Below are 25,064 nucleotides of genomic sequence, written 5' to 3' on the forward strand. Positions count from 1 at the left end.
GCGCCGGTTCACGCGGTGATGATGTCGCGTGCCTTCTTCACGACTGGAGGGGGTCCGCCGTCGTAGTCGTAGTTGCTCAGGATCACCGTCACCCACTCGGTGTCGGGGTACAGCTGGAAATCGGTCGACGTGCCCGGGGCGCCGCCACCGTGGCCGGTCACCCACTGGTTGCCGACGAGCAGCGTCATCGGGCCGTAGCACTGGAAGCCGGCGTGCGGGCCCGCGGGCGGCCCGCCGGGCTGCGGCGGAAGGGGCACCTTCCCACCCAGGGTGATCCCCGTGAAGGCGCGGTCGAGCAACTTCGAACCCTGCAGCGCGGCCGCGAAGCGGGCCATGTCGGCACACGTCGTGAACGCGTCCCCGGACGGGGTGCCGACGTACAGCCGCTGGTCGATCGTGTCGGCGCGTTCGCCGGACGGCTGTTTCGCGTAGGGGTGGGCCATGCGGGGGTCGGTGTGCCACTGCGGCCTGGTGCGGAAGTCCGTGGCGGTCATGCCGGCCGGACGGAACACGTGCTCCCGCACGTAGTCGTAGTAGGACTGCCCGGACACCTCGGCCACGATCGCACCGAGCAGGTGGTAGGCGGCGTTGCTGTAGCGGTACCCGGCTCCCGGCGCGAACTCCGGCGAACTCCGCCGGATGTAGTCGGTCGTGCCGTTCATCACCTGGTCGACGTCGGTCCAGGTGAGCGCTTCCGCCAGGTACCCCGGCATGGCGAAGGTGTCGCCGAAGCCGGAGGTGTGGGTGAGGAGGTGGTGGACTTGCACGGTATCGGCGATCCCGGCGGGGAAACCGCTCAGGAAGGTGCCCAGCGTGCTGGTGTAGGCGAGCCGGCCGGCCTGCGCGAGCTGCGCGATGGCCACCGCCGTGAACAGCTTCGTCACCGAGGCCATGGCGAAGAGCGTGTCCGGGCCGTTGGGAGCAGCGTCGTTGGCCCGCCCGTAGGACCTGGCCAGCACGGGCCGTCCCCGGTGGACCAGCAGCAGGCTGCCGGAGAACGCGTCCACGGCCGCCTGTTCCCGCACGAACCGGTCGAACGCCCGCACGTCGACGGAGGTGGGGGTGACGGCGGAGCCGGAAGCCGCTCGGGCGACGGCGCCCGTGGCCAGCAACGCACCGGAAGCGCCGAGCACGCCCAGTGCGGATCGTCGTGTCGTGGTCATGGCCGAAGGTCTACCGAGCACGGCCGATCGCGGGCCGATCGACGGCCCATACGTGATCCATATGCCGCGCGCGGGACACTGCGCGGGTGCGGGTGCTACTGGTCGAGGACGAGCAACCGCTGGCCAAGTACGTCGCGGCCGGCCTGCGCAAGCACGGGTTCGCCGTCGACGTCGCCTTCGACGGGCGCACCGCGCTGGACAAGTGCGTGGCCACCCCCTACGACGTCGTCGTCCTGGACCGGGATCTGCCCGTCGTGCACGGGGACGCGGTGTGCCGCGAGCTCGCCGGGCACGGGGCGGCGCGGATCCTGATGCTCACCGCGTCCGGCGCGGTCGAGGACCGGGTCGCGGGGCTCACGCTGGGCGCCGACGACTACCTCGGCAAGCCGTTCGCGTTCTCCGAGCTCGTCGCCAGGGTACGGGCCCTGTCCCGCCGCAGCGCGCCCGCGCTGCCGCCGGTCCTGCGCGCCGCCGGCGTGGTGCTCGATCCCGCACGGCGCACCGCGGAGCGCGCTGGCCGGCTCTTGCACCTGACCCCCAAGGAGTTCGGCGTGCTCGAGCACCTGCTCGCCGCCGACGGCGCGGTGGTGAGCGCGGAAACGTTGCTGGACAAGGTGTGGGACGAACACGCCGACCCGTTCACCAACGCGGTCCGGATCACCGTCGGCACGTTGCGGCGCAAGCTCGGCGACCCACCGCCCATCGAGACCGTGCCGGGTGCCGGCTACCGGCTCGTCCCGTGACCGCGCGCAGCCGGCTCACGCTCCTGTACGCCGCACTGGTCCTCGCCGCCGGCGCCCTCCTGACCACCCTGACCTACTTGCTGCTGCGCCGCGACGGCGGCCACCGGATATCGGTCTTCACCCTCGGCCCGTCGCCGGAGCCGGCCGGGATACCGCCGTTGCCGCCGTCGATCACCGCGGTCACCCTCACCGACTTCGTCGGCCAGGCCGCGATCGCGCTCGCGGTGGTGACGGCCCTCGCCGCGGTCGTGGGGTGGCTGGTGGCCGGGCGCGTACTGCGTCCCATCCGCACGATCTCCACCACCGCACGGCGTCTCTCGGCGGAGAACCTGTCCGAGCGGATACCGGTCACCCGGCCGCTCGACGAGCTCGCCACCCTGGCCGGCACCGTCAACGGGATGCTCGACCGCATCTCCGACGGCGTCGCCGAACGCGACCGGGTGCTCGCGAGCCAGCGCCTGTTCACCGCCAACGCCGCCCACGAGCTGCGGACCCCGCTGACCACCATGCGCACCGCCGTCGACGTCACCCTCGACAACCGCCCCGACGTCGAAGAACTGCTGGCCATGGCCGCCGACATCCGGGCCGCCGTCGAGCAGAGCCGGCGCACCCTCGACGGACTGCTGGCGCTGGCCCGCAGCCAGGCCGGCACCGGCGTCCGGGACCGGGTCGACCTCGCCGGGATCGTGGCGAGCAGCCTCGACGGGGTGGCGCTCCCCGTGCGAGCCGACCTGCGGCCGGCGCCGGTCCGCGGTGAACCGGTCCTGCTGGAACGCCTGTGCGGCAACCTGGTCGAGAACGCCGTCCGCCACAACCGTTCCGGAGGTCACGTCGAGGTCGCCACCGGCGGCGGTGACGGGCGGGCGTTCCTGCGCATCGGGAACAGCGGTGCGCCGATCGCGCCGGACGCCGTCGACCGGCTCCGGGAGCCGTTCGTCCGCGGCGACGGCACCCGGAGCCACACCGGCCGCGGTGCCGGCCTCGGACTGTCCATCGTGGACGCGATCGTCGCCGCGCACCGGGGTGAGATCACCCTCGCCGCTCGCCCGGCCGGCGGCCTGGACGTCGTCGTCCACCTCCCGGCCGCCGAACACCCCGGGTGAGCCGTTCGCCACCGGGCGGCGGGGTGCGGCCCCCACCGGCCCGGTCGCGGTCACCCGCCCAGCCCGAAGAAGGCGATCGCGGCGGCGGCCATCCCGGTCGAGGGCAGGCTGTGCCCGGCGCCCTGGATGCTGTACGCCTCCACCTTGTCGGCGTAGCGGCGGCGGTTCCAGCCGGCCTGCGGGGTGTCCGACGACGTCGGCGTCTGGCTCAGGCCGAAGACGTCGGTCCACTGCTCGATTTCCTCCTGCAGCAGCGCATAGGGCACGAGCGTGTCGGCGGTGCCGTGCCACAGCTGGACGCGCGGGCGGGGACCGGTGTAGCCGGGGTAGGCCTGCCGGACCGCGTCACCCCACTGCTGCGGCGTGCGGTTCGCGCCGCCGTTGCCGGTGCACTTGCTGCTCCACGGCGGGAAGTCCGCGGCGTTCGCGAAGCAGCCGAAGGGGACGCCCATGAACGCCGCGCCCGCCTTGAACACGTCCGGGTAGAGGGCGAGCATCTCGTTGGTCATCATGCCGCCGGAGGACGAGCCGGTGGCGAAGACGCGGTTCGGGTCGCCGCCGTAGTGCTGCTCGGCGTAGGTCACCATCGAGACGATCGACACCGGGTCGCTGCCGCCGCCCCGGCGCTTCGCCGCGTCCGACCAGGTGTCGAAGCACTTCCCGAAGCCGGCCTGCTGCTGGGCGCTGGGGTAGATGACGAGGAACCCGTATCGGTTGGCCAGCGAGGCGAATTCGCTCCCGGAGTAGAAGCCGGGCCCCGAGCCGCCGCAGCCGTGCATCGCGACCACGATCGCGGGGTTGGCCGGCCGCGCGTCCGGCACGTAGACGTGCATGCGCATCCCGCCCGGGTTGTTCCCGAAGCCGGTCACTTCCACCAGCGAAGCGGCCGACGCCGGGGCCGGGACCACGGCGGTGGTGAGGGCCATCAGCAGGGCACTGGCCACGGTCACGAACGCCGTTCTGAATCCACTCATCGGTGACCTCCGGTCGGCGATCCCCCCTCGCGCCTTGAGGTTAGGCAAATTCGGAACGACCGTCAACAATTCATCAAACATTCTGCGGCACCGAAACTTTCGAACTCGGTGATATCCTCGAAATGCCGGACAAACGATTGTTGATCGTCGTGGAAACAGCGAAGAATCAGGCGAGGGGACCCATGCTCGAGGCGGACGGCGAGGGTGCGCCGGGCGTGCGGCCGGAGGCCCTGCTGCTGACGCTGTTCGGCGACCACGTGCTGGACCGCGGGATCGCCGTGTCGACCGGCGGGGTCATCGCCACGCTCGACCGGCTCGGCGTCGGCGAGCACGCGACCCGGGCCACGCTGAGCCGGATGAGCCGCCGCGACCTGCTCCACACCGTCCGCCGCGGGCGGCAGGCGTTCCTCGGCCTGACCCCGCACGGCACGGCGGTGCTGCGCGACGGGCAGCGCAGGCTCGACGGCGACGTCGTCGACCGGCACTGGGACGGCCGGTGGACGCTGCTGACGTTCTCGGTACCGGAAACCCGCAGGGCGGATCGGTACGCCCTGCGCACCCGGCTGGGCTGGTTCGGGTTCGGCCCGCTGCGCAGCGGGCTGTGGGTCTCGGCGTCGGCCGCCGACATCGCCCCGGCACTGGCCGAGCTCGACCTGCTCGACCACGCCGAGGTGTTCCGCGCCGAGCCGTTCCTGTGGACCGACCCGGCGCGCATCGCCCGCGAGGCTTGGGACCTGCCCCGGATCGCGGCCGGTTACGAGCAGTTCCTCCGCCGCTGGGGCGGCAGCGCGCCCCGAGACCCCGGCGACGAGCTGACGTGCCGCATCCGCCTCGGCGCGGAGTGGCTCCTGCTGATCCGCCGCGACCCGGTCCTGCCGCCAGCGCTGCTGCCGCCGGACTGGCCGGGCACGCGAGCGGCGGCCCTGTTCCGCGCCCTGCGGCGGCAGTGGGCCGGACCGGCCGGGGAGCTGGCGGGCGGGCTGCTGGAGTTCCTCGTCGAGGAGTAAGGGGCCCGACGGCGGTTGCCACGTTGCATGCCACGTTGCAAACTGGGGTCCCCCGCTCCCCACCACGGAGGTCAACGGTGACCGACTTCGATCGACGCGACGTTCTGCGTGCCCTCGCCGCGCTGGGCGTGACCGGCGTGACCGCGAGCCTGTTCGGCGGCACCGCCGAGGCGGCCGGCCCGGCCGCCACCGAAGCGGCCGGCGAGAGCCCGCTGGACCTGAAGTTCTCCGTCACCGAGCAGTTCCGGCCGTTCGACCTGATCGCGCCCCGGTTCGTCCAGCTCGACTCCCCCGCCCGGCCCGGCGCGCTCGTCAAGACCGGTATCCGGCCGAAGGCGCCGTACGGGACGGTGACCGTGCAGGTGCTCGACGACCGCGCGCCGGTCGTCGCCGGGCTGGCCGGCGCCGGAGTCTCGGTGCTCGGCCGCTACGACGCCGCCGCGGGGCAGGCGGCGATCGAGATCACCACGGCCGCCGGCACCGCCGTGGTCAAGACCGCGGCGGCGGACCTGCGGGCGCCGTTCGGCTTCGCCGTGGTGGTCAACGAGAACGCGGTCACGGTGCTGGCCGACCGGGGCACCGGCTGGCAGCCGCTGCTGACCGAGCGCGACCAGGTCCGGGCCCGGATCGACCTGCGCGACCCCGCCGTGCTGGGCCGGCTGGGCTACGCCTACGGCAGCCGCGCGCGGCTGGGCCGCGTCCGGGCCGGGTACTTCGGCCAGGCCGGCGTCCGCGATCCGCACGTCGTGCAGTACGCCGACGGCCGTCCCTACATCCGCCACGGCAAGCTCTACCTGACCATGACGAACGCCGGTCTCGGGTTCTTCCAGCAGGCGCACTGGGCGGTGTGGACGCTCGACCTGGCCGATCCCACCCGGCTGGAGCAGGTGGCGACGCTGTTCTTCGAGCGCGACGGCGTCGTCCTCGGCGACCACGCCGGCCAGATCGTCCGCGACGGCGACCGCTTCATCCTGCTGATGAGCTCCTGGGGCGATTTCTCGTTCAACGGCGTCCACGTGCGTCACGCGGTCACCCGCGAGGACGTGCTGTCGGGCGTGCACGTCCTGCCCACCGAGCAGCTGCCGCTGCCGACGACGGTCAGTTCGTGGGACCCGGCCCTGACGAAGATCGACGGCCGCTGGCACATCGCGTTCGTCGAAAGCCCGGCGCAGCAACCGGCTTTCGTGTTCCACCCGGCCCTGGCGGCGGCCCCGCGCGGCGCGGACTACGACGAGGGGCTCACGCTGCTGGGTGCCGATCTGTCGGTGAAGCAGACGGAGGGAACGATCCTGCAGCGAGTGGGCGGCCGCTGGTACCTGTTCGCCAGCGACGGCGACGCCCGCGAATACCCGGTGTACGACCTGAGCCTGCGCAAGCTCGGCACGCTGAACGCGCCCTACGGCACCAACATCCCGCACCCGATGCTGGTCCGGATCGGCCACCGCTGGTGGCTGCCGACGTTCAACGGCACCCAGTACGCCGAAGACGTCCTCGGCTACGGCGGCCACGGCGACTTCATCCTGATGCAGTCGAGCTAGAGGGCGAACTCGGCCACCGTGCGCCACGAGCCCGCGTTCGTGGTGCCGGCGATCAGGCGCACCCGGTCGACGCCGGCCCGGATCGGGAGCTCACCGTACGGCGGAGAACAACCCCGTTCGGTGAGCGCCCAGAGCGGCTCGGGTAGGTCGGGGGCCGGCCAGTGCCGCCGTCAGCTCGTGGCCCACCCCTGCCGCCGGGATCGGCACGATGACCGCCGTTTCGGTGGCGCCCGCCAGGTTGTCCACCACCGCATGCTCGCACGGCGGCCGCGATCGACCTCAATGTCCCGGTTTCGACCATTCCCCTGGCCGGCGACTGGGCGAGCTGCCATCCGTTTGAAGCCGTACGATCGGGCCATGCCGGACGGATACAGCCTCGCCGAAACCGAAAAGGCGTTGTCCGCGCACATCGCCGAGCCGGCGCTCGACCTGCCCGCCGCGGCGGCCCTGTCGAGCCTGTACCGCGCGGCCAACGCCGTCCGCAACCACCTCACCAACGCGGTGCTGCGCGAGCATCACCTGAGCTGGACGGGCTTCGTCGTGCTGTGGTGCGTGTGGATCTTCGACGGCCTCGAAACCCGGCACGCGGCGACCGTAGCGGCGATCTCCAAGGGCACGCTGACCGGCGTCGCCAAGACCCTGGAGGGCCGCGGCCTGCTGCGCCGCGAAATCGACGCCGCCGACCGGCGGCTGGTGCACCTGGTGCTCACCGGCGAAGGCCTGGCCCTGATGAAGGACCTCTACCCGCGGTTCAACGCCGCCGAGGCCGAGGTGGTCGCCCGCATCAGCGGCGGCAAGCTCACCACGATCACCAACGGCCTGCGAACCATGGTCCAGACGGTCGAGGACAAGTCCCGGAAGGCCCCTCAGGCGGACTGACCCGCGCCCGGCGGGTGCGCCGGGCGCGGGCGGTGGATTCACCGGTTGGACGCGATGAAATACACCACGACCCCGATCAACGCGAGCACTTCGCTCAGCACGAAGGTCGAATACCCGATCGTCTGCAGTTTTCCGCGCGCTTCCGGCTGACGTGCGGTACCATTGATGACGGCCGCGAAGATCAGGCCGACACCGATTCCGGGGCCGATCGCCCCCAATCCGTAGCCGATGGCGGCGAGGCCGGGGTTGATGTTGGCGGTTTGGGCCAGAACAGCTTCGGTCATGGACATTCCCCTTCACATCGGTCCACGCGCACGCTCGCGTGGAACAGCGGGCTCGTGCGTCACACCGGAGATGGCTCAAAGCCGAGGGAAGGCGCCGGAAAACGGGGATGTTCGTCGGATCGAAGGCAGATCTCGCCGGCCGGGCGGGATTGTCGGTCATCGAGTGGTCCGAACACCATCAGGATATCACGGCAAATCGGATAATGCCGCCGACAATGCGAGCGCCACGGAACCGCACTGTCCATTGTGCTCAGTGAAATGCGTCCGCGTCAGGCGGACGGCGCCCCCAGCGCCTTCAGCAGCAACCGGTGCAACGTCTCCTGCTCACCCGGGCTCAGCCGGGCAAGCAGCTCGCCGTTCACCGCGTTCGAGACCTCTTCGACCTTGCCGACCGTGGCGCGGCCGTGCTCGGTGAGGGTGAGGACGTGCCGTCGGCGGTCCTCGGTGTCGCGCTCCCGCGACACCCAGCCCGCCGCCTCCAGCCGGTCGAGCACCTTCACGAGGTCACTGCGGTCCAGGCCGAGCCGGTCGGCGACGCGCTGCTGCGACGGCGGGCCGGACTCGCCGATGCAGACCAGCACGTAGTAGTCGCGCAGGGCGACCCCCTGGCCGGCCAGGGCCGCGTCGATCCGGCCGACGCCGCGGCGGTGCAGCCGGCCCATCACGTAGGTGGGCCAGCGCAGCAGCGCCCGCGGCTGGTCGAGCGGGGAGACGGACATGCGCGCGAGCATAGGGGCGGCCGCGGGCCGGCACAATTGTAGGTGTTCCCCACAGCTGTCCGGCCGGCGGACCGCCCCTGCTCAGCGCCGTCGACCGAGCGCTTCGCGCTTGACGAAGCCGATCACGCCGGTCGCGACGAACAACACCGCGCCCACGATGATCAGCCAGAACAGCCCCTTGACGACGATGCCGAGCACGACCAGGACGGCCCAGATGACGAGCAGGGCGACGAGGATTCCCATGGCGATTCCCTTCTGAACTTGTCACGGAAATACCCCGTCCGCGGGGTGCCTACTCCCGGACACCCCTTCCGGGGCAGCGCCTCGCCGTGATTCGGCCGGGATCCGGGAAAGCGAGGCAGACGGCGCCGGGACGATCAGTGGATTTCCGCGGCGTAGCCGCCGTCGATGGCGAAAGCCGCGCCGGTGATGTTGCCCGCCACCCGGTCGCTGGCCAGGAACGCCACCAGGTTCGCCACCTCGGCGGGCCGGGTGAACCGGCCGGTGACGGCGTGCCCGGCCGCCTCCTCGGCGACCGCGTCCGGGTTCGCCCCCGTCGTCGCGGCCAGGGTTTCGGCCACGCCGCCGGCGCCGAGCCACAGATCCGTCGCGACCGGGCCCGGGTTGATCGCGTTGACGCGGATCCCGCGTGGCCCGAACTCCTTCGACACCGACTTGGTGAAGCTGACCAGCGCCGCCTTCGCCGCGCTGTAGTCGATCACGCCGGGGTCGGGCAGGACCGCGTTGACCGAGGCGACCGTGACGACGCTCCCCCGGCCGGCGGTCACCATGGTCGGGAGCACCGCCCGGGTGGCCCGGACCGCGCTCAGCAGGTTCAGCGTCACCGACCGCGTCCACTCGTCGTCGGTGACCAGCAGGAAGCCGTTCGGCCTCGGCGTGACCGCGCCGACGTTGTTGACCAGGACGTCGATGCGGCCGAACTCGGCCACGGCCAGCTCGGCCAGCCGGCCGGGGCCGTCCGCCGTGCCGAGGTCGACGGCGAGCGCGTGCGCCTTCCCCGCCCGGACGAGCGCGTCGAGGTCGGGCCCCGGGACGCGCGCGCCCGCCACGACGTGGGCGCCCTCCGCGACGAGGGTTTCGGTGACGGCCAGCCCGATGCCCCGGCTGGCTCCGGTGACGACGGCGACCGCGCCGTCCAGTCCCAGGTCCACGGGCTCAGATCCCCTGCTCGCGCAGCCAGGCGAGCACGGCGTCGGCGACCTCGCGCCAGCCGCCGTCGATGGTGAGCGAGTGGCCGCGGCCCTCGAACTGCTTCAGCTCGGTGACCGCCGTGGAATCCCGGTACTGCTTGAAGGTCGAGCGGGTGACGACGTCCGGGACGGTGTGGTCCGCCGTGCCGGAGATCAGCAGGAGCGGGCCACGGTCCGCCCGGTGGGTGTCCACCGCGGCCTGGGAGTGCAGGACGAAGTTCGCGGCCGCGGCCTGGAACAGCGGCCGGGCCGGCGACGGGACCGTCCAGCGCCGGTACAGCTCCGCCGATTCCTCGTCGGTCAGGGCGTTGCCGAAGCCGAACCGGAACTCCTTTTCGGTCAGCGACACCGCGCGGTGGAGGTTCGCCGGGTTGCCCAGTGCAGGCAGGCCCGCGCGCAGCTGGGCCAGCGGCAGCGGCAGGACGCCTTTGATCTGCGCGGGGTCGATGGCGACGCCGGCGAGCCCGATCCCCTGTCCCAGCAGCTTTTCGGTGATCAGGCCGCCGAAGGAGTGCCCGATGAGCACCGGCGGCCGCTCGAGACCGGCGACGATCGAGGCGAAGTGCTCGGTGGCGTCGTCGATGCCGATGTCCGCGACGGCGTCCGGGTTCGCCCGGGCCAGTTCGACGGTTTCCGGCTCGTGCGGCCAGCCGGGCGCGACGGGCGCGTACCCGGCCGCCCGGAAGTGGTCGACCCAGGGTGTCCACGACGTGGCGTGCAGCCACAGCCCGTGGATGAACACGACGGGGGTGCCCGGTCCGGCCATCGGATCCTCCAGTTTCGTCCCGGTTGCCCCCGAAGCCAACCCGACGGGCGGCCACCGCGTCCAAGACCTGTTGCGCCCGGATCGATAGCCGTGGTGGCATCGTCGGCGTGGACCTCGACCTCCGGCTGGTGCGGTACTTCGTCACCGTCGCCGACGAACTGCACTTCGGCCGCGCGGCGGCCAAGCTCTTCATCAGCCAGCCCGCGCTGTCGAAGCAGATCCGCAAGCTCGAAACCGACGTCGGCGGCGCGCTGCTCGTCCGCGACAGCCGCCACGTGGCCCTGACCCCGCGCGGCGACCGGTTCCTGCACCTGGCCCGGCAGCTGCTGGCGACCGCGGACCTGATGCTGCGCGAACCCACCCCGCACCACGTGCGGATCGCCCACATCTTCGAGCTGGACACGAGCCGGGTGGTCGCGGACGCGTTCCACACCGCGCACCCCGGCATCCGGCTCGTCCAGAGCCAGATGGACAGCGCCCGCCAGCTCACCGCGCTGCTCGAGGACCACCTGGACGTCGCGATCATCCGCGTCACGAGCGCGCTGAAGGCGGCGAACCCCGCGGGCTGGCGGCACGAGCTGCTGCGGCTGGAGCCGTTCTGCCTCGTCGGGCGCCCGGGCGATCCGCGCCGCCCGGCGGTGTCGGTGCACGAGCGGCCGCTCGAGGTCTTCGCCGACGCACCCGGCACGGCGCTCTACAACGTCCACGGCCGGTACCTGAGTTCGCTGGAGCAGCACACCGGCCTGGCCCTGCGCTGGCTGGGCAACCCGGGCACGTTCGACACGTGCCACGCCGCCCTCGCCCGGGCCACGGACAGCGCTTACCTGCTGGAGTTCGCCAGCTACGCCCGGCGGTACGCCGAGCTCGGGATTCCGGCGTACCGGCCGCTGGAGCTGCAGCCGGTGTACCCGTGGTCGCTGGCGTGGCGGGAGGGCGAGCAGCCGGACAGCGTGCGGGCGTTCCTGGACGTGGCCCTGGAGGTCGCCGCACGGCAGCACTGGCTGCACCCCGAACGGGCGGACGGGGTACCGCTGTGGGCGCCGCCGGAGGACCTCGCCGTCGTGTGAGGGACTACTCCGCCAGGCGGTGCAGCACGATCATCCCGCCGTGGGCGGGTTCGGCGGCCCGCTCGTCGTCGGTCGAGACGTACCGCTCGACGAGCGCGAGGATCCCGCGTTCCAGCTCCGCCGCGTCCTCGGCGGACAGGTGGACGGCGAAGCGGAGGAAGAGGCGCACGGAGTCGGGGCCCGCCGCCCGCAGCTCGTCCTGGACGGCTTCGATGGGCGCCAAGGCGGCGTCGAACTCGGTGTTCGGCGGGTCGTCCAGCCACCACGACCGTGCCTTCGCGCGGTAGGGCTTCTCAAGGGCGCCGCTTTCGCCGGTGCGGACGGGCGCCGGCTCGAGCAGGCCCGCCTCGATCAGCTGGCGCACGTGGTACAGCACGGTCCCCGGGTCGCGCCCCAGCCGGTCGGCGAGCTGCTTGTTGGTCAGCTCGCCCTGCCAGCACAGCCGCAGGATGCGCAGCCGCAGCGGGTGCGCCAGGGCCTTGGCCTCGCTGACCGTGGCCTCGCGCCGCGGCATCGACGAGGAAGCATCTGCGGGTTCAGCCATGAGCGAAGGTTAGCCCACCGCGATGGACTTTTCTCCATCGATGTGGAATCCTCCACCAATGGGGACACCGCTCGGCGGGAAGTACTGGCGGCTGTGGACGTCGGCCACGCTGTCCAACTTCGCGGACGGGATCCTCAAGTTCGCCCTGCCGCTGCTGGCGATCGGCTACACGCGATCGCCGCCCCTGGTCGCCGGGCTGACGCTCGCGTTCACGATGCCGTGGCTGGTCTTCGCGTTGCCGGCGGGTGCGATCGCCGACCGCCGGGACCGCCGCTCGCTGATGCTGCTCGCGAACGCCGCCCGCGCCACCCTGCTCACCGGGCTGCTGGTGGCCGTCCTGCTCGACGCCGGCTCGATCTGGCTGCTGTACGTCGCCGCGCTCGGCACCGGCATCGCGGAAACGTGCTACGACACCGCGTCACAGGCGATCGTGCCGCAGCTGGTCGGGCGCGACAAGCTGCCGAGAGCGAACAGCCGGCTGTACGCGGCCGAGACGACGGCGCTGGAACTCGCCGGTCCCCCGGCGGCGGGCCTGCTGGTCGCCGCCGCGGCGGCACTGTCGCTGGCGACGCCGATCGTCCTGTGGGTGGCAGCGGTCGCCGTCCTCCTGTCCGTCCGCGGCTCGTTCCGGGCGGCGACCCCCGATCGGCGCCCGCACCTGCGTACGGAGATCGCCGAGGGGCTGCGGTTCGTGTGGCGCACCCGCGTCCTGCGCACGTTCACCGTGATGACGGGGGTCTTCAACTTCGCCAGCAGCGCGATCATGGCCGTCCTCGTGCTGTACGCGGTGGGCCCCGGCTCGGCGATGGGGCTGTCGGAGGCGGCCTACGGCTGGCTGCTCAGTCTCATCGCCGCGGGCTGCCTCGCCGGGTCCTTCTTCGCCGAGCCGGCCGAGCGCGTCCTGGGCCCGGCTCGCGCCATCGGCCTGGCCTTCTTCCTCGGCGCCGCGTCGCTGGGTGCGCCGGCGTTGACCACCGACCCGGTGCTGATCGGCGCCGCCTTCTTCGCCGGCGGTGTCGGCCTCATCGTCTCCAACGTCACGACGGTCTCGCTGCGCCAGCGGATCACGCCGGACCGGCTTCTGGGGCGCACCAACAGTTCCCACCGCCTGGTGGCCTACGGCACGCGGCCCCTGGGCGCGCTCGCGGGCGGGCTGCTCGCCCAGGGCTTCGGGTTGCCGACGGTGTTCGCGGTGATGAGCCTGCTGGCCATGTCGACCGTTTTCGGCGCGACGAAGGTGACCGCCGCGGCGGTGGCCGAAGCGGAACGCGCCGCCGCGGACAGCCCCGTCTAGCCGTCGCCGCCGCCGGCTGCCCCTCGTGAGTGGTAAGGAGGGTTAGAACCCTCTGTTGAGTTTCAGGAGTTGTCGGACAGTTGATGTCTCAGGACCTCACGGACACTGACCGGCCTGTCGGTGTCGTGATCGGGTGGGTTGTACCGATCATGCGGCGATGGGCAGAGCAGGGTTTGCGATGGATCCTGAGTTCGTCGCCGCGGTCGCTCGGGCCGCGGGCGGGGAGAAGATCAACGTCGCGGTGTTCTGCCGCGAGCACGGACTGTCCCGGGACACCTTCTACCGGTATGTGACCCGGTTCCGGGCCGAGGGCGCCGACGGGTTCACCCGCCGCAGCACCGCCCCGCACCATCACCCCACCGCGCTCGCGCTGGAGGTGGTCGAGGCGGTGCTGCGGGCCCGCAAGCAGCTGGCCGAGGCAGGCTTGGACAACGGGCCGATCTCGATCCGCTGGCGGCTGCAGGACGCCGGGTTCCACCCCCTGCCTTCCCGGGTGTCGATCTACCGGATCCTGCGCGAACGAGGCCAGATCGTGGCCCAGCCACGCAAACGCCCCAAGACCCGGCGGCGGTTCAGCTACGCCGACCCCAACGGCTGCTGGCAGATCGACGGCATGGAACACCACCTCGCCGACGGCACCACCGTCTGCATCATCCAGATCCTGGACGACCACTCCCGCCTCGACGTCGGCACCTACGCCGCAGCCGGTGAAACCACCGCCGGCACCTGGGCCGCCCTGCAACGAGCGTTCGCCGGCTACGGCCTGCCGGTCAGAATCCTGTCCGACAACGGCCTGGCCTTCACCGGCCGCCACCGCGGGTGGATGGTCGAACTGGAACGCCGGCTCGCCGCGCTCGGGGTCACCACCATCGCTGCCACCCCGCACCACCCCCAGACCTGCGGAAAGAACGAACGCGCCCACCAGACCCTGCAGAAATGGCTCGCCGCCCGCCCACCCGCCAGCACCCTCACCGAACTGCAGGACCTGCTCGATGAGTACCGACAGATCTACAACCACCGCCGCCACCAAAGCCTCAACGGCGACACACCCCAGCAGCGCTACGACGCCCGACCGAACGCCATCCCCACCACCGGCCCACACCGACCCAGCGGCGTGACCACCCGACCGGTCTCGGCCACCGGCGTGATCGCGTTCTCCGGCTGCTCCATCATCCTGGGACGCACCTGGGCCGGACGCACCGCCAGCGTCTACTGGCAAGGCGACCGCGTCACCGTCATGATCGGCGACACCGTCACCCGCCAGCTCACACTAGACCGCTCGGTACGCTACCAACGCCTCACCAACCACACACTGTCCGGAAAGTCCTGAGACACATCTGTCCGTGAGGTCCTGAGACAGCACAGAGGGTTAGAACCCTCCTTACCACTCACGAGCGGGTCAGGGCACCACGGGCGTCAGGTGCTGCAGCTGACGCTGGGCCAGTTCCAGTTCCCGTTCGCCATGATGGTGACGCCCCAGTTGTCGCCGCTGCCGTTCGGCTTGGCGATCAGCACCTGGCTGCTGGGCCAGCTGGCGTTGATGTTCCAGGTGGCGCTGATCCGCGCGGGGCTGGGCACGTTCATCGTGACCGTCCACGACGACGAGCCGCTGACCGAGACGTTGAGGTTGTACCGGTCACCCCAGGACTGCCCGGCCGAAAGCGTTGCGGTGCACCCGCCCCCGCCCGGTGTCGTGGGCGTGGTCGTCGGGGTCGTGGTGTCGGTCGGGGTGGTCGTGGGTGTGGTGGGGGTCGTGGTCGGGCCGGGGCCGGCGGCGTTGAGGGCGTTCAGCACCGAGCTGTAGGCGGCCTTCTTGTTGCCGTTGCCGTCGAACAGCAGCGGGCTTTCGGACGAGCGCCAGGAATCGCTGTCCCGCACGCCCCACACCGTGATGCCGACGCAGCGCGCGACGTTCATGCACGCCTGGGTCAGCGCCGAGTACTGCGAGGTGTTCGCGTTCGTGACGTCGACCTCGGTCAGCGCCACGTCGACGCCGAGCGCCGCGAAGCTGGAGATCGTCTGCTGGAAGTTGCCCGGCACCGAGCTGCCGCCGGTGAAGTGGGCCTGCAGGCCGACGCAGTCGATCGGCACGCCGCGGGACTTGAAGTCCTGGACCATCCGGTAGACGCCCTGGGTCTTGCCGTAGCTCCAGTTGTCGATGTTGTAGTCGTTGTAGCAGAGCTTGGTCGACGGGTCGGCCGCGCGCGCGGTCCGGAACGCGACCTCGATCCAGTCGTTGCCGGTGCTCTGCAGGTTGGACTGCCGCCGGCTGCCGTCTTCGTTGAAAGCTTCGTTGACGACGTCCCAGTAGGCGAGTTTGCCCTGGTAGTGGGCCATCACCTTCTGGATGTGGTTGATCATCGCGTTGCGGAGGCTGCTGCCGCCCATGTTCTGCATCCAGCCCGGTTGCTGCGCGTGCCAGGCGAGGGTGTGCCCGCGCACCTTCGAGCCGTGGCTGACCGCCCAGTTGTAGATCTGGTCGCCCGCCGAGAAGTTGAACTGGTTCTGGTTGGGCTCGGTCGCGTCCGGCTTCATCTCGTTCTCGGGCGTCACCATGTTGAACTCGCGCGCCGCGATCGTGGTGTAGGCCGAGTTGCTGAGCCGCCCGGCGGCGATCGCCGTGCCGAAGTACCGGCCGGACTGCGCGGCCGCGGCGCCCAGCGTACTGGCCGCGGCGTCGGCGCCGGGCGCCGTCACCAGAACGGTTGCGGTCGCGGCCACACTGGCCACGCCGGCCAGCACTCGAGTGGTCGCCGACCGCCACCAGCGCCTGCGGCGCAGGTCCGACGAACTTTCCGCCATTCCGTGGTCTCCTTCGTGAAAGTTCCCCCGTGTCAGCAGGACAACACGCCGCCGGAGCACCGCGCAAAAAGTTTCGAACGACTTTCGAATCGGCGCGCCCCCGTCTGGCCGAACCGGTGGAAATTACCCGCGGCCAACCCCCGCCGCCGCCGGACGTCCCCAGGGGGTGATCATCGAAGCGATCCGGGAGGACGTGCCGCCCCCGGACGGCGCCCGGCCGCCGGGCCGGTGGCGGCGGTGGCTGCTCGCCTTCGCCGTGGTCGCGCTGCTCGCCGAGATGGCGATCGCGATGGTCACGACGGCCGTCGAGCAGACCCCGACCATCGACGAACCGGTCTACGTCGGCGCGGCGATCTTCTCGCTGGAGCACCACAGCCTGCGGTACAACCCCGAGCACCCACCGCTGGGCAAGCTGCTCATCGCCACCGGGCTCGCCTTCGCGGATGTGCCCGTCGACGCCGGTTTCGCCGGCGACCAGGCCCGGCTCGGCCGGTACGTGCTGTACGAATCGGGCCACGACCCGGGCCGGCTGCTGCTCCTGGCGCGGCTGCCGGTGATCGTGCTGACGCTGCTGTTCGGCCTGGTCGTCTTCGCCTTCGCCCGCGATCTGGCCGGGCCGGCCGGCGGCGTGGTGGCGCTGGCCCTGTATGCGCTTTCCCCCGATCTCATCGCACATGGATCGCTGGCCACCCTCGACGTGCCGGTGGCCGGTTTCCTGGTGACGTCGGCCTGGCTGCTGTGGCGGGCCCGTGAGCGTCCGGGCCGCTACCTGCCGTTCGCGGGACTGGCCTTGGGCGCGGCCGTGGCCACGAAGATGAGCGCGCTGGCCGCGGTTCCGGTGGCGCTGGTTCTGGTTGTCCTGTCCGTCCGGCACGCCTACCGTCCACTGCGGACATTCCGGCGCCTCGGAACCGGTGTGGCGGCGGCCGCCGGTGTCGCGCTGGTCGCCGTCGCCGTGGTGTGGATTTCGTACCTGGTCGTCGATCCGCGGCTGCGCTGGGCACCGCCGTCCGGCCTGCCGCCGGCCGAAGGGGTGCGCGCGCTCGCCGGCCTGCTGCCGCTGCCCGAGCCGTACCTCGACGGCATGCGCGTCCAGTTCGGCTTCGAAGACCAGGTGTGGACCACGTTCCTGTTCGGCGGCGTGCACGTCGGTGCGCTGTGGTACTACCTCCCGGCGGCGCTGCTGGTGAAGACGCCGCTGGGCACGCTGGCCCTCTGGGTGGCGGGCGTCGTCGCGCTCGTGGCGGTGCCCCGGCTGCGCCCGGCGGTCCCCTACGTGCTCCTCCCCGCCGCCGTGCTGCTGGCCGTGGCCATGACCGGCAGCCGCGACCTGGGTGTCCGGTACGCGCTTTTCGTGCCGATGTTCCTGGCGATCGCGGCCGCGGGGGTGGTCGCCGTCCGCCGCCGGTGGGCGCCGGTCGCCGTGGTGGCCCTGATCGCGTTCACGGCGGTCAGCTCGCTGCGGACCTTCCCGTACTACCTCCCGTATTCGAACGAGGCGTTCGGCGGCCCGGAGCAGACCCACCGGCAGCTGCACGACTCGAACGTCGACTGGGGCCAGGACCTGGGCCGGCTGGCGGACCGCCTGCGGCAGCACTACCCGGGTGAGCGGGTGTGGCTGGTGTACAAGGGCAGCGGGGTGCCGTCGTTTTACGGTATCGACGCGGCCGACCCGCTGGCCGTCCCGCCGGACGCGGTGCACGGACTGCTGGTGGTTTCGGATTCGGCGATCGCCAAGGCGGACGGCCGGCTCGCGGAGCTGCTGCGCACGACCACGCCGATCGACGAGGTCGGCCACTCCATCACGATCGGACGCCGCCCGTCAACCAGGCACCGCTGGTGGCCTTCGGCCTGAACGCCTTGTTCGCCTTCCGCGCACCGGAGCTGAAGCGGGGCCGCTACTGGCTCGCGGTGGCGCTGCTGATCGTGGTTCCCGACGTCCTGTACTGGAACCTTCGCTAGGGCATCGGCCTCCCCCGGCGGCGGTGTGCGGTGAAATTTTCAGCCGCCGCCGGGCTCCGGCCAGCGGCGACGCCGCAGCGGTGGTGGATGGCTTGCCAGAACCGGAACCCTTCCGAACGATGGTGACGGACCAGCCCGTGCACCGGCGGTTCCCCGCGCCCGGCAACGCACCGGAGCACCCAGCCCATCGACCTTCTGCAACGGAGATCCGATGTCCTTGCGCTTCCCCGGACGGCGACGGGTACGGCTGACCGCCGCTCCCCTGCTCGCCGTCACGGTCACCGCGGCCACGCTCGTCCCGGCCGCGTCGGCGGCTCCCGCCCAGGCGGCCACGCTGCCGGTCTACCGCGACACCCACTACAGCTTCGCCGAGCGGGCCGCCGACCTCGTCGCCCGCATGACGCTGCCCGAGAAGGTGCTGCAGCTGCGCACCAACAGCGCGCCCGCCATCCCGCGGCTCGGCGTGCAGCAGTACACGTACTGGAGCGAGGGCCAGCACGGGCTCAACACGCTCGGCGCGAACACCGACGACGGCCCGGCGACCGGCGGCGTGCACGCCACGAGCTTCCCGACGAACCTCGCGAGCACCATGTCCTGGGACCCGGAGCTGATCCACCAGGAGACCACGGCGATCTCCGACGAGGCCCGCGGCATGCTGGACAAGTCGCTGTGGGGCGTCGCGCAGAACAACATCGGTCCCGACAAGAACAACTACGGCTCCCTGACCTACTGGGCGCCGACGGTGAACCTCGACCGCGATCCCCGGTGGGGCCGCACCGACGAAGGCTTCGGCGAGGACCCGTTCCTGGTCGCGAAGATGGCCGGCGCGTTCGTCAACGGCTACCAGGGCCAGACCGCCTCCGGCCGGCCGACGACCCCGTACCTCAAGGTCGCGGCCACCGCCAAGCACTACGCGCTCAACGACGTCGAGAACGACCGGCACGCGGACTCCTCGGACACGACCGAGGCCAACATCCGCGACTACTACACCCGGCAGTTCCGGCACCTGATCCAGGACGCGCACGTGGCCGGCCTGATGACCTCGTACAACGCGATCAACGGCACGCCGTCACCGGCCGACACCTACACCGCGAACGCCATCGCCCAGCGCACCTACGGGTTCGACGGCTACTCCACGTCCGACTGCGGCGCGGTCGGCGACGTCTACGCGCCCGGCAGCCACAACTGGGCGCCGCCGGGCTGGACCACGGCCACCGCCAACGGCGGAACGCGGTGGACGAACACCACGACCGGGCAGCAGGTCTCCGGCGCCGCCGGCGGCCAGGCGTACGCGCTGCGGGCGGGCACTCAGCTCAACTGCACCGGCACGGAAGCCACCGTGGCCAACATCGAAGAAGCCATCAAGGCCGGGGTGCTGTCCGAGGGCGTGCTCGACAACGCGCTGGTGCACGTGTTCACCACGCGGATGCAGACCGGCGAGTTCGACCCGCCGGACCGGGTGGCGTACACGAAGATCACCAAGGACGTCATCCAGAGCGCCGAGCACCAAGCGCTGGCCGCGAAGGTCGCCGCGAACTCGCTGGTCCTGCTGAAGAACGACCCGGTCGCGGGCACCCAGGCCCCGCTGCTGCCCGCCGATCCGGCGAAGCTCGGCAAGGTGGTCGTCGTCGGCGATCTCGCGAACAAGGTCACCCTCGGCGGCTACTCCGGTGAGCCGGCGCTCCAGGTGAACGCGGTGCAGGGCATCACGTCCGCGGTCAAGGCCGCCCGCCCGGACGCCACGGTCACCTTCGACGCGTGCGGCACGTCCACCGGCACGACCACGGCGGCGAGCTGCTCGGCCGAGACGCTGGCCGCGATGAAGACGGCCGACCTGGTCGTGGTGTTCGCGGGCACCGACGGGAGCGTGGCCACCGAGGGCCGGGACCGCACCACGATCGCCATGCCGGGCAACTACGACTCGCTGATCGACCAGGTCAAGGCGGCCGGCAACCCGCGGACCGCGCTGGCCGTCCAGGCGGGCGGCGCGGTGTCCCTCGGCCACGCCGAAGGCATTCCGGGCATCGTGTTCAGCTCGTACAACGGCGAAAGCCAGGGCACCGCGCTGGCCGACGTGCTGTTCGGCAAGCAGAACCCGAGCGGGCACCTGAACTTCACCTGGTACGCCGACGACTCGCAGCTGCCGGCGATGAAGAACTACGGGCTGACGCCGTCGCAGACCGGCGGTCTCGGCCGCACGTACCAGTACTTCACCGGCACGCCGGCCTACCCGTTCGGCTACGGCCTCTCCTACTCGAAGTTCACCTACTCCCGGGTGCACGCGGACACGAAGGCCGTCAACGCCAACGGGCAGGTGACGGTGCACGTCGACGTGACCAACACCGGCACCTCGCCGGGCGCCACCGTGGCCCAGCTGTACGCGGCCACGGCGTTCAGCGTGCCCGGTGTCGAACTGCCGCGGCAGCGGCTGGCCGGCTTCGAGAAGACGAAGGTGCTCGCCCCGGGCCAGACCCAGCACGTGGCCATCCCGGTGCGGATCAGCGACCTGTCCTTCTGGGACGAGGGCAAGCGCCGCGAAGTGGTGTATCCCGGCCAGTACCGGTTCGGGGTGGGCGCCGACTCGGCGCACCTCGCCGGCACCGCCGCGGTCGCCGTCACCGGTGCCCTCACGCCGAAGACGAAGTACGTGACCGTGCAACCCGATCAGGTCGTCTTCGCGCCCGGCCAGCGCCTCGACCTGACCGCGAAGAACCCGTGGATCGCCGACGACACCGCCCAGGCCGGTCAGCACGTGCCCGCCGACCACATCGTCGAAGCGGTGCACGACGACCAGTCGTTCGTCGACCTCGCGAAGGCTCGGATCGCCTACCGCAGCAGCGATCCGCGCGTGGCCCAGGTGAACCGCGACGGCCAGGTGACCATGGTGGCGCCCGGGGTCGCGACCATCAGCGTCACGGTCGACGGCGTCACCGGCACCACGCCGGTCGTCGTGGAGCAGCCGTTCACCCTCACCGCACCGGCGCAGGTCAAGGCGGGGACGACGTACACCGCCACGACCACTCTGCCCAACCCGGCGGGCGCCCGGCCGCTGCGTGACGTCGCCATGACGCTGAGCGTGCCGGCCGGCTGGACCGTGAAGGCCACCTCGCCGTCCACCTTCGCCACCGTGCCCGCTGGGCAGACGGTGAGCACGACGTGGGAGATCGGCGTGCCGGCCTCGGCGCAACCCGGCAAGTTCGACGTCTCGGCGCAGGCGACGTTCACGTCGGCCAACGGGCGGGGCACGTCGGTCGACGCGACCACCGTGCTGCTGCCGCACCCGCCGTACCCGTCGCTGGCCGCGGCCCGCAACAACGTGGGCATCAGCGACGACGCCACGCCCGGCGCGGGCAACTTCGACGGCGGCAACGCCAGCTTCTCCGCGCAGGCACTGGCCGCGGCGACGCCCAGCCTGACGCCGGGAGCGACGTTCACCCACGACGGGCTGACGTTCACCTGGCCGGACGCCAAGCCGGGTGAGCCGGACAACGTGGTCGCCGGCAGTTCGGCCGGCGGCCAGACGATCGCGCTCTCCGGCTCCGGCACGACGCTGGGCCTGATCGGCGCGGGTGACTACGGCAGCCCGAGCGGAACGGCCACGGTGACGTACACGGACGGCACGACCGAGTCGCACTCGGTGAGTTTCGCGGACTGGTGGTCGAACGCGGCCACCGGCGGCGACATCCTCACCACGCTGCCGTACCTCAACAATAGCAACGGGCGGCTGGACCAGCGGGTGAGCCTGTACTACGCCCCGATCCCGCTGCAGCCGGGCAAGACCGTGCAGTACCTGACCCTGCCCGACGTCAGCGACGGCGCGAACATGGGCACGGCGGCGATGCACATCTTCACCGTCGCCATCGGCTGACCGAGGGAGCCGCGCGCCGGAAGCGGCACTTTCGTAGGGAAAGTGCCGCTTCCGGGGCATCAAAGCGCCACTTTCACAGGGAAAGTGGTCGTCAGCGGGCGCAGGCGAAGCTCGCGGCGCTGTCCGGGTCACCCGAGCGGTACCGGGGCCAGCTCGGGTAGTCGCACAGCGGCCGCGTGCGCTGGTGGGCCAGGTCGGTGACGACCTGGTTCACCGGCGCGCGCCCGGTGCCGACCCACTTCTCCAGCGCGGTGAGCGAGTCCCAGCCCGCCGCGAACGCCGGCGTCCCGAAGTTGGCGTGGTTGGCGCCGGGAACGACGTAGTAGCGCAGGAACCCGTCGGTCGCGTGCGGGCCCACCACGCTGCGCACCCGCTCGTAGTAATCGCTCGTCGAGTACGGCGAGACCAGCTCGTCCGCGGCGCCGTGCAGCAGGATCAGCTTGCCGCCGGCGCGGGCGAACGGGCGCAGGTCCGCGTTGTTGCGGTCCTCGACCAGCGACAGCGCGCTGATCCGGCCGAGCCACCGGCCGGGGTGCCGCGGATCGATGTCCAGCGCGTTCTGCCCCGGGTCCCGGGTCAGGAAGTACTTGACCCACTGGTCCCAGTACTGCATGCCGTAGCCGCTGGTCACCGGCATCGGGTCGGCCGGGGCGGTGGTGCCGAAGCCGAGGAACGGCGTCCGCATGTCCGCGCCGGAGAGGAACGGGAAGCCGGGGTACTGCGTTTCGCCGCTGGCGATCCGGTACGGCCACCGGAACGGCGACGACATCGCTTTCACCGCCCCGATCTGGGCGTCCGACAGGCAGGCCGGGCCGGTGTCGGCCCCGCCCGGGCAGCGCAGCACTCGCGGATCGAAGCGGCAGCCGGGGTTCGAGACGACCTTGTCGACGACACCGTCCGATCCGTCGCACGCCTTGATGACGCTGTCGTAGAGCAGCGTCTGCTTCGCCGGATCGGGGAACGCCCCCGGACGCGACAGAACCTGCGTCAGATAGCCCAGGTCCAGGATCTCGGCGAGGTTGTTCCAGGCCGGGTAGGCGGAGATCACGCCGTCGAACGCGGTCGGCCACCGCTGGGCGACGACCAGCGCCTCGCGGCCGCCTGTCGACCCGCCGGCGAAGAAGACCTCGGCCGGTGTCGCCGCGTACGCGCGCCGGATGAGGAACAGGCTCGCGTCGCGCGTCTTCTTCAAGGCGTCGCCGGCGGCGAAGTTCCGCAAGGCCTCGTCGTTGACGCCGAACGAGCCGTCCAGGGACGGCGGGCGCGCCGGGTTCTGCTGGTGGCCGGAGTCGCTCGCGAAGGTTGCGTACCCCCGGGCCAGCGGCGCCGGCCGGTCGGCGGGGCCGAAGGGCACGTTCGCCGCCACGTCGGGGATGGTCCCGTTGAACCCGCCGCCGCCGAACATCAGCGCCTTGTGGTTCCACGCACTCGGCAGGGCGACGCGCAGCTTGATGGCGGGCGCGGCCGGATCGACCGGGTACAGGTCGGCGTCGACCCGGCAGGACTCCCCGCTCACGACGGAAGCCGTGACCAGGCCGCCGCTCGTCGGCAGGCTGATGACCGACGCCGGGATCCGCAGCCCGGCGAGCCCGGCGCAGTCCGGCGTGGCCGGAGAGGCGAGAGCGGGTCCGGGAACACTTGCCGCCAGGAGCACGGCGGCCGCCACCACGAGCGTCCTCATCGGGCCGCCTCCCGGTGGAGGTGCGCGCCCGGCACGGCCTGCGGATCGGCCCGGACCTCGGGTGGGTTCGTCTCGGGCAGGAACCACGCGCTGGCGAAGGTGATCAGCCCCATCAGCGTGATGTAGACGGCGACCGGCCACGTGCTCCCGGCCTCGGCGATCAGCGCGGTCATCAGGAACGGCGTCCCGCCGCTGACGATGATCGCGGACAGCTGGTAGGCCAGCGACGCGCCCGAGTAGCGGACGTTCGGCGCGAAGAGCTCGCCGAGGAAACTCGCGATCGGGCCATAGGTGAGGCACTGGAACACGAACCCCACCGCCACCGCGACGAAGATCAGCGGCAGCGACGCGGTGCCGACGAGCCCGAAGTACGGGAACGCCCAGACGGCCACGCCCAGCCCGCCGATCAGGATCAGCGGGCGGCGGCCCACCTTGTCCGAAAGGTGCCCGGACCACGGGATCGTCAGGAGCATCGCCGCGGAACTGAGCAGCACCACCGCGAGCAGCGCGTCACGCTGGAGCTTCAACGTGCCGGTGCCGTAGCTCAGCAGCCCGGAAATGCTGACGTAGAACAGGCTGTTGGTCGCCGACAGCAGGCCGCAGCCGAGCAGGATCGTCCGCCACTTGCTGCGCAGCACCTGGGCGAGCGGCGCCCGGACCACCGGGCCTTCGGTGTCGGCCACGGCTTCCTGGAGCCGCCGGAACTCCGGCGTGTCCTCGACCTTGGCCTGGATGTAGAGCACCACGCCGAACATCACGACGCTGAGCAGGAACGGGATGCGCCAGCCCCAGCTCAGGAAGGTCGCGTCCGGCATCAGGCCGCTGGCCGCGACGAAGATCAGGTTCGACAGGACGACGGCCACCGGCACGCTGGTCTGCCCGAAGGTCCCGGCGAAACCACGCCGCTTGGGACTGGCCGATTCGGTCAGCAGCAGGACGATGCCACCCCACTGCCCGCCGGCCGCCAGGCCCTGGACGAACCGCAGGATCACCAGCAGGGTCGGGGCCAGCGCGCCGACGCTCGCGGCGCTGGGCAGGCAACCGATCAGGAAGGTCGCCGCTCCCATCAGCGCCAGGCAGGCGACGACCACCGGCTTGCGCCCGTACTTGTCCCCGAGGTGCCCGGCGAGCACGCCGCCGACCGGCCGGGCCACGAACCCGGCCCAGAACGTGCTGAAGGCCAGCAGGGTCCCGGTCAGCGCCGAGGCGTGCGGGAAGAACACCTTGGGGAACACCAGCGCGGCCGCGGTGCCGTAGAGGAAGAAGTCGTACCACTCGATCGAGCTGCCGATCAGCCCGGCCGCGAGCAGTTTGCGGAAGGCCCGGCGCGGCGTCGCGGGCACCGCGGTGCCGGACTGCCCTTCGGGCTGGGTGAGCGGAATGGCCATGCGTGCCGCCTTCGTCGAGGAGCGCCGGCAAGTGATGGCGGAGATGTTAGGACGGCGTTACGCTGCCGAAT

The 25,064-nt window shown here is 71.5% G+C and carries 23 protein-coding genes; 11 read left to right on the forward strand and 12 right to left on the reverse strand.

The window, feature by feature from the left end; translation table 11 throughout:
• Positions 1 to 8: 8 nt before the first annotated feature.
• Positions 9 to 1,163, reverse strand: a complete 1,155-nt coding sequence (locus tag ACFPLC_RS39720; RefSeq protein ID WP_378201201.1) for a serine hydrolase domain-containing protein — start codon at positions 1,161 to 1,163, stop codon at positions 9 to 11.
• Between the two features lie 86 nt (positions 1,164 to 1,249).
• Here ACFPLC_RS39720 and ACFPLC_RS39725 point away from each other — a divergent pair, with 86 nt between their 5' ends.
• Both ACFPLC_RS39725 and ACFPLC_RS39730 read left to right on the forward strand, forming a co-directional pair.
• Positions 1,250 to 1,906 carry a response regulator transcription factor gene (locus tag ACFPLC_RS39725; RefSeq protein ID WP_378201198.1) on the forward strand — a complete coding sequence of 219 codons (657 nt, stop codon included), beginning with the start codon at positions 1,250 to 1,252 and terminating at the stop codon, positions 1,904 to 1,906.
• Positions 1,903 to 3,009, forward strand: coding sequence for a sensor histidine kinase (locus ACFPLC_RS39730; protein WP_378201195.1), 1,107 nt, complete (start codon positions 1,903 to 1,905; stop codon positions 3,007 to 3,009). Before ACFPLC_RS39725 ends, ACFPLC_RS39730 begins: the two co-directional genes overlap by 4 nt.
• 50 nt (positions 3,010 to 3,059) lie before the next feature.
• Here the strand turns inward: ACFPLC_RS39730 and ACFPLC_RS39735 are convergent, their stop codons facing one another.
• Entirely contained in the window at positions 3,060 to 3,983 is a 924-nt protein-coding gene (locus ACFPLC_RS39735) for an extracellular catalytic domain type 1 short-chain-length polyhydroxyalkanoate depolymerase (RefSeq protein WP_378201194.1), read from the reverse strand.
• A 122-nt stretch (positions 3,984 to 4,105) separates the two neighbouring features.
• Between ACFPLC_RS39735 and ACFPLC_RS39740 the strand changes: the two genes are divergently transcribed.
• Together ACFPLC_RS39740 and ACFPLC_RS39745 are read left to right on the forward strand one after the other, a co-directional pair.
• On the forward strand, positions 4,106 to 4,990 hold the full coding sequence (locus ACFPLC_RS39740; protein WP_378236091.1) for a PaaX family transcriptional regulator: 885 nt from the start codon (positions 4,106 to 4,108) through the stop codon (positions 4,988 to 4,990).
• 77 nt (positions 4,991 to 5,067) lie between these two features.
• Complete coding sequence (locus tag ACFPLC_RS39745; protein WP_378201188.1) at positions 5,068 to 6,528, forward strand: type VII secretion protein EccB; 1,461 nt, start codon at positions 5,068 to 5,070, stop codon at positions 6,526 to 6,528.
• A 90-nt stretch (positions 6,529 to 6,618) separates the two neighbouring features.
• On the opposite strand, the gene ACFPLC_RS39750 is transcribed toward ACFPLC_RS39745, so the two are convergent.
• Positions 6,619 to 6,774 (reverse strand): hypothetical protein, encoded by a 156-nt coding sequence (locus ACFPLC_RS39750; protein WP_378236092.1) that lies wholly within the window; start codon positions 6,772 to 6,774, stop codon positions 6,619 to 6,621.
• 111 nt (positions 6,775 to 6,885) lie between these two features.
• On the opposite strand from ACFPLC_RS39750, the gene ACFPLC_RS39755 reads away from it, so the two are divergent.
• A complete protein-coding gene (locus ACFPLC_RS39755) occupies positions 6,886 to 7,407 on the forward strand; it encodes a MarR family winged helix-turn-helix transcriptional regulator (protein ID WP_378201185.1) in 522 nt (173 codons plus the stop codon).
• A gap of 38 nt (positions 7,408 to 7,445) precedes the next feature.
• Here ACFPLC_RS39755 and ACFPLC_RS39760 read toward each other — a convergent pair whose 3' ends face one another.
• From ACFPLC_RS39760 to ACFPLC_RS39780, 5 genes are all read right to left on the reverse strand, one after another.
• Positions 7,446 to 7,691: an ATP F0F1 synthase subunit C gene (locus ACFPLC_RS39760; protein WP_378201182.1), complete on the reverse strand. Its 246-nt coding sequence runs from the start codon at positions 7,689 to 7,691 to the stop codon at positions 7,446 to 7,448.
• A gap of 269 nt (positions 7,692 to 7,960) precedes the next feature.
• Positions 7,961 to 8,410 (reverse strand): MarR family winged helix-turn-helix transcriptional regulator, encoded by a 450-nt coding sequence (locus tag ACFPLC_RS39765; RefSeq protein ID WP_378201179.1) that lies wholly within the window; start codon positions 8,408 to 8,410, stop codon positions 7,961 to 7,963.
• 81 nt (positions 8,411 to 8,491) lie between these two features.
• Positions 8,492 to 8,653, reverse strand: coding sequence for a hypothetical protein (locus ACFPLC_RS39770; protein ID WP_191313427.1), 162 nt, complete (start codon positions 8,651 to 8,653; stop codon positions 8,492 to 8,494).
• 134 nt (positions 8,654 to 8,787) lie between these two features.
• A complete protein-coding gene (locus tag ACFPLC_RS39775; RefSeq protein WP_378201176.1) occupies positions 8,788 to 9,582 on the reverse strand; it encodes an SDR family NAD(P)-dependent oxidoreductase in 795 nt (264 codons plus the stop codon).
• A gap of 4 nt (positions 9,583 to 9,586) precedes the next feature.
• Positions 9,587 to 10,387, reverse strand: a complete 801-nt coding sequence (locus tag ACFPLC_RS39780) for an alpha/beta hydrolase (RefSeq protein WP_378201173.1) — start codon at positions 10,385 to 10,387, stop codon at positions 9,587 to 9,589.
• Positions 10,388 to 10,494: 107 nt separating this feature from the next.
• Between ACFPLC_RS39780 and ACFPLC_RS39785 the strand changes: the two genes are divergently transcribed.
• Entirely contained in the window at positions 10,495 to 11,454 is a 960-nt protein-coding gene (locus ACFPLC_RS39785; protein ID WP_378201170.1) for a LysR family transcriptional regulator, read from the forward strand.
• A 4-nt stretch (positions 11,455 to 11,458) separates the two neighbouring features.
• On the opposite strand, the gene ACFPLC_RS39790 is transcribed toward ACFPLC_RS39785, so the two are convergent.
• On the reverse strand, positions 11,459 to 11,998 hold the full coding sequence (locus tag ACFPLC_RS39790; protein ID WP_378201167.1) for an ArsR/SmtB family transcription factor: 540 nt from the start codon (positions 11,996 to 11,998) through the stop codon (positions 11,459 to 11,461).
• A 58-nt stretch (positions 11,999 to 12,056) separates the two neighbouring features.
• Here ACFPLC_RS39790 and ACFPLC_RS39795 point away from each other — a divergent pair, with 58 nt between their 5' ends.
• Together ACFPLC_RS39795 and ACFPLC_RS39800 are read left to right on the forward strand one after the other, a co-directional pair.
• Positions 12,057 to 13,292: an MFS transporter gene (locus tag ACFPLC_RS39795; RefSeq protein ID WP_378201164.1), complete on the forward strand. Its 1,236-nt coding sequence runs from the start codon at positions 12,057 to 12,059 to the stop codon at positions 13,290 to 13,292.
• A gap of 178 nt (positions 13,293 to 13,470) precedes the next feature.
• Positions 13,471 to 14,622 (forward strand): IS481 family transposase, encoded by a 1,152-nt coding sequence (locus ACFPLC_RS39800; protein ID WP_378208296.1) that lies wholly within the window; start codon positions 13,471 to 13,473, stop codon positions 14,620 to 14,622.
• 86 nt (positions 14,623 to 14,708) lie between these two features.
• Here ACFPLC_RS39800 and ACFPLC_RS39805 read toward each other — a convergent pair whose 3' ends face one another.
• Complete coding sequence (locus tag ACFPLC_RS39805) at positions 14,709 to 16,094, reverse strand: glycoside hydrolase family 10 protein (protein WP_378206462.1); 1,386 nt, start codon at positions 16,092 to 16,094, stop codon at positions 14,709 to 14,711.
• Between the two features lie 166 nt (positions 16,095 to 16,260).
• Here ACFPLC_RS39805 and ACFPLC_RS39810 point away from each other — a divergent pair, with 166 nt between their 5' ends.
• The 3 genes from ACFPLC_RS39810 (at position 16,261) to ACFPLC_RS39820 (ending at position 21,924) form a co-directional block, all read left to right on the forward strand.
• Positions 16,261 to 17,949: a glycosyltransferase family 39 protein gene (locus ACFPLC_RS39810; protein WP_378206460.1), complete on the forward strand. Its 1,689-nt coding sequence runs from the start codon at positions 16,261 to 16,263 to the stop codon at positions 17,947 to 17,949.
• Entirely contained in the window at positions 17,934 to 18,056 is a 123-nt protein-coding gene (locus tag ACFPLC_RS39815; protein ID WP_378206457.1) for a hypothetical protein, read from the forward strand. Before ACFPLC_RS39810 ends, ACFPLC_RS39815 begins: the two co-directional genes overlap by 16 nt.
• 211 nt (positions 18,057 to 18,267) lie before the next feature.
• Positions 18,268 to 21,924, forward strand: coding sequence for a glycoside hydrolase family 3 C-terminal domain-containing protein (locus tag ACFPLC_RS39820; protein ID WP_378206455.1), 3,657 nt, complete (start codon positions 18,268 to 18,270; stop codon positions 21,922 to 21,924).
• 91 nt (positions 21,925 to 22,015) lie between these two features.
• On the opposite strand, the gene ACFPLC_RS39825 is transcribed toward ACFPLC_RS39820, so the two are convergent.
• Both ACFPLC_RS39825 and ACFPLC_RS39830 read right to left on the reverse strand, forming a co-directional pair.
• Positions 22,016 to 23,605 (reverse strand): tannase/feruloyl esterase family alpha/beta hydrolase, encoded by a 1,590-nt coding sequence (locus ACFPLC_RS39825; protein WP_378206452.1) that lies wholly within the window; start codon positions 23,603 to 23,605, stop codon positions 22,016 to 22,018.
• A complete protein-coding gene (locus tag ACFPLC_RS39830; protein ID WP_378206449.1) occupies positions 23,602 to 24,993 on the reverse strand; it encodes an MFS transporter in 1,392 nt (463 codons plus the stop codon). Before ACFPLC_RS39830 ends, ACFPLC_RS39825 begins: the two co-directional genes overlap by 4 nt.
• Positions 24,994 to 25,064: the final 71 nt, after the last annotated feature.

Origin of the sequence: Amycolatopsis plumensis (genome assembly GCF_042652605.1) — a bacterium.
Classification (GTDB): Bacteria; Actinomycetota; Actinomycetes; order Mycobacteriales; family Pseudonocardiaceae; genus Amycolatopsis; species Amycolatopsis plumensis.

Excerpts from the sequence above, each read along its gene's own strand:
- ACFPLC_RS39780 (WP_378201173.1), bottom strand. The coding sequence starts at position 10,387 with ATGGCCGGACCGGGCACCCCCGTCGTGTTCATCCACGGGCTGTGGCTG.
- ACFPLC_RS39770 (WP_191313427.1), bottom strand. The coding sequence starts at position 8,653 with ATGGGAATCCTCGTCGCCCTGCTCGTCATCTGGGCCGTCCTGGTCGTG.
- ACFPLC_RS39825 (WP_378206452.1), bottom strand. The coding sequence starts at position 23,605 with ATGAGGACGCTCGTGGTGGCGGCCGCCGTGCTCCTGGCGGCAAGTGTT.
- ACFPLC_RS39830 (WP_378206449.1), bottom strand. The coding sequence starts at position 24,993 with ATGGCCATTCCGCTCACCCAGCCCGAAGGGCAGTCCGGCACCGCGGTG.
- ACFPLC_RS39720 (WP_378201201.1), bottom strand. The coding sequence starts at position 1,163 with ATGACCACGACACGACGATCCGCACTGGGCGTGCTCGGCGCTTCCGGT.
- ACFPLC_RS39790 (WP_378201167.1), bottom strand. The coding sequence starts at position 11,998 with ATGGCTGAACCCGCAGATGCTTCCTCGTCGATGCCGCGGCGCGAGGCC.
- ACFPLC_RS39735 (WP_378201194.1), bottom strand. The coding sequence starts at position 3,983 with ATGAGTGGATTCAGAACGGCGTTCGTGACCGTGGCCAGTGCCCTGCTG.
- ACFPLC_RS39740 (WP_378236091.1), top strand. The coding sequence starts at position 4,106 with ATGCCGGACAAACGATTGTTGATCGTCGTGGAAACAGCGAAGAATCAG.
- ACFPLC_RS39765 (WP_378201179.1), bottom strand. The coding sequence starts at position 8,410 with ATGTCCGTCTCCCCGCTCGACCAGCCGCGGGCGCTGCTGCGCTGGCCC.
- ACFPLC_RS39795 (WP_378201164.1), top strand. The coding sequence starts at position 12,057 with ATGGGGACACCGCTCGGCGGGAAGTACTGGCGGCTGTGGACGTCGGCC.
- ACFPLC_RS39760 (WP_378201182.1), bottom strand. The coding sequence starts at position 7,691 with ATGACCGAAGCTGTTCTGGCCCAAACCGCCAACATCAACCCCGGCCTC.
- ACFPLC_RS39805 (WP_378206462.1), bottom strand. The coding sequence starts at position 16,094 with ATGGCGGAAAGTTCGTCGGACCTGCGCCGCAGGCGCTGGTGGCGGTCG.
- ACFPLC_RS39755 (WP_378201185.1), top strand. The coding sequence starts at position 6,886 with ATGCCGGACGGATACAGCCTCGCCGAAACCGAAAAGGCGTTGTCCGCG.
- ACFPLC_RS39800 (WP_378208296.1), top strand. The coding sequence starts at position 13,471 with ATGGATCCTGAGTTCGTCGCCGCGGTCGCTCGGGCCGCGGGCGGGGAG.
- ACFPLC_RS39820 (WP_378206455.1), top strand. The coding sequence starts at position 18,268 with ATGTCCTTGCGCTTCCCCGGACGGCGACGGGTACGGCTGACCGCCGCT.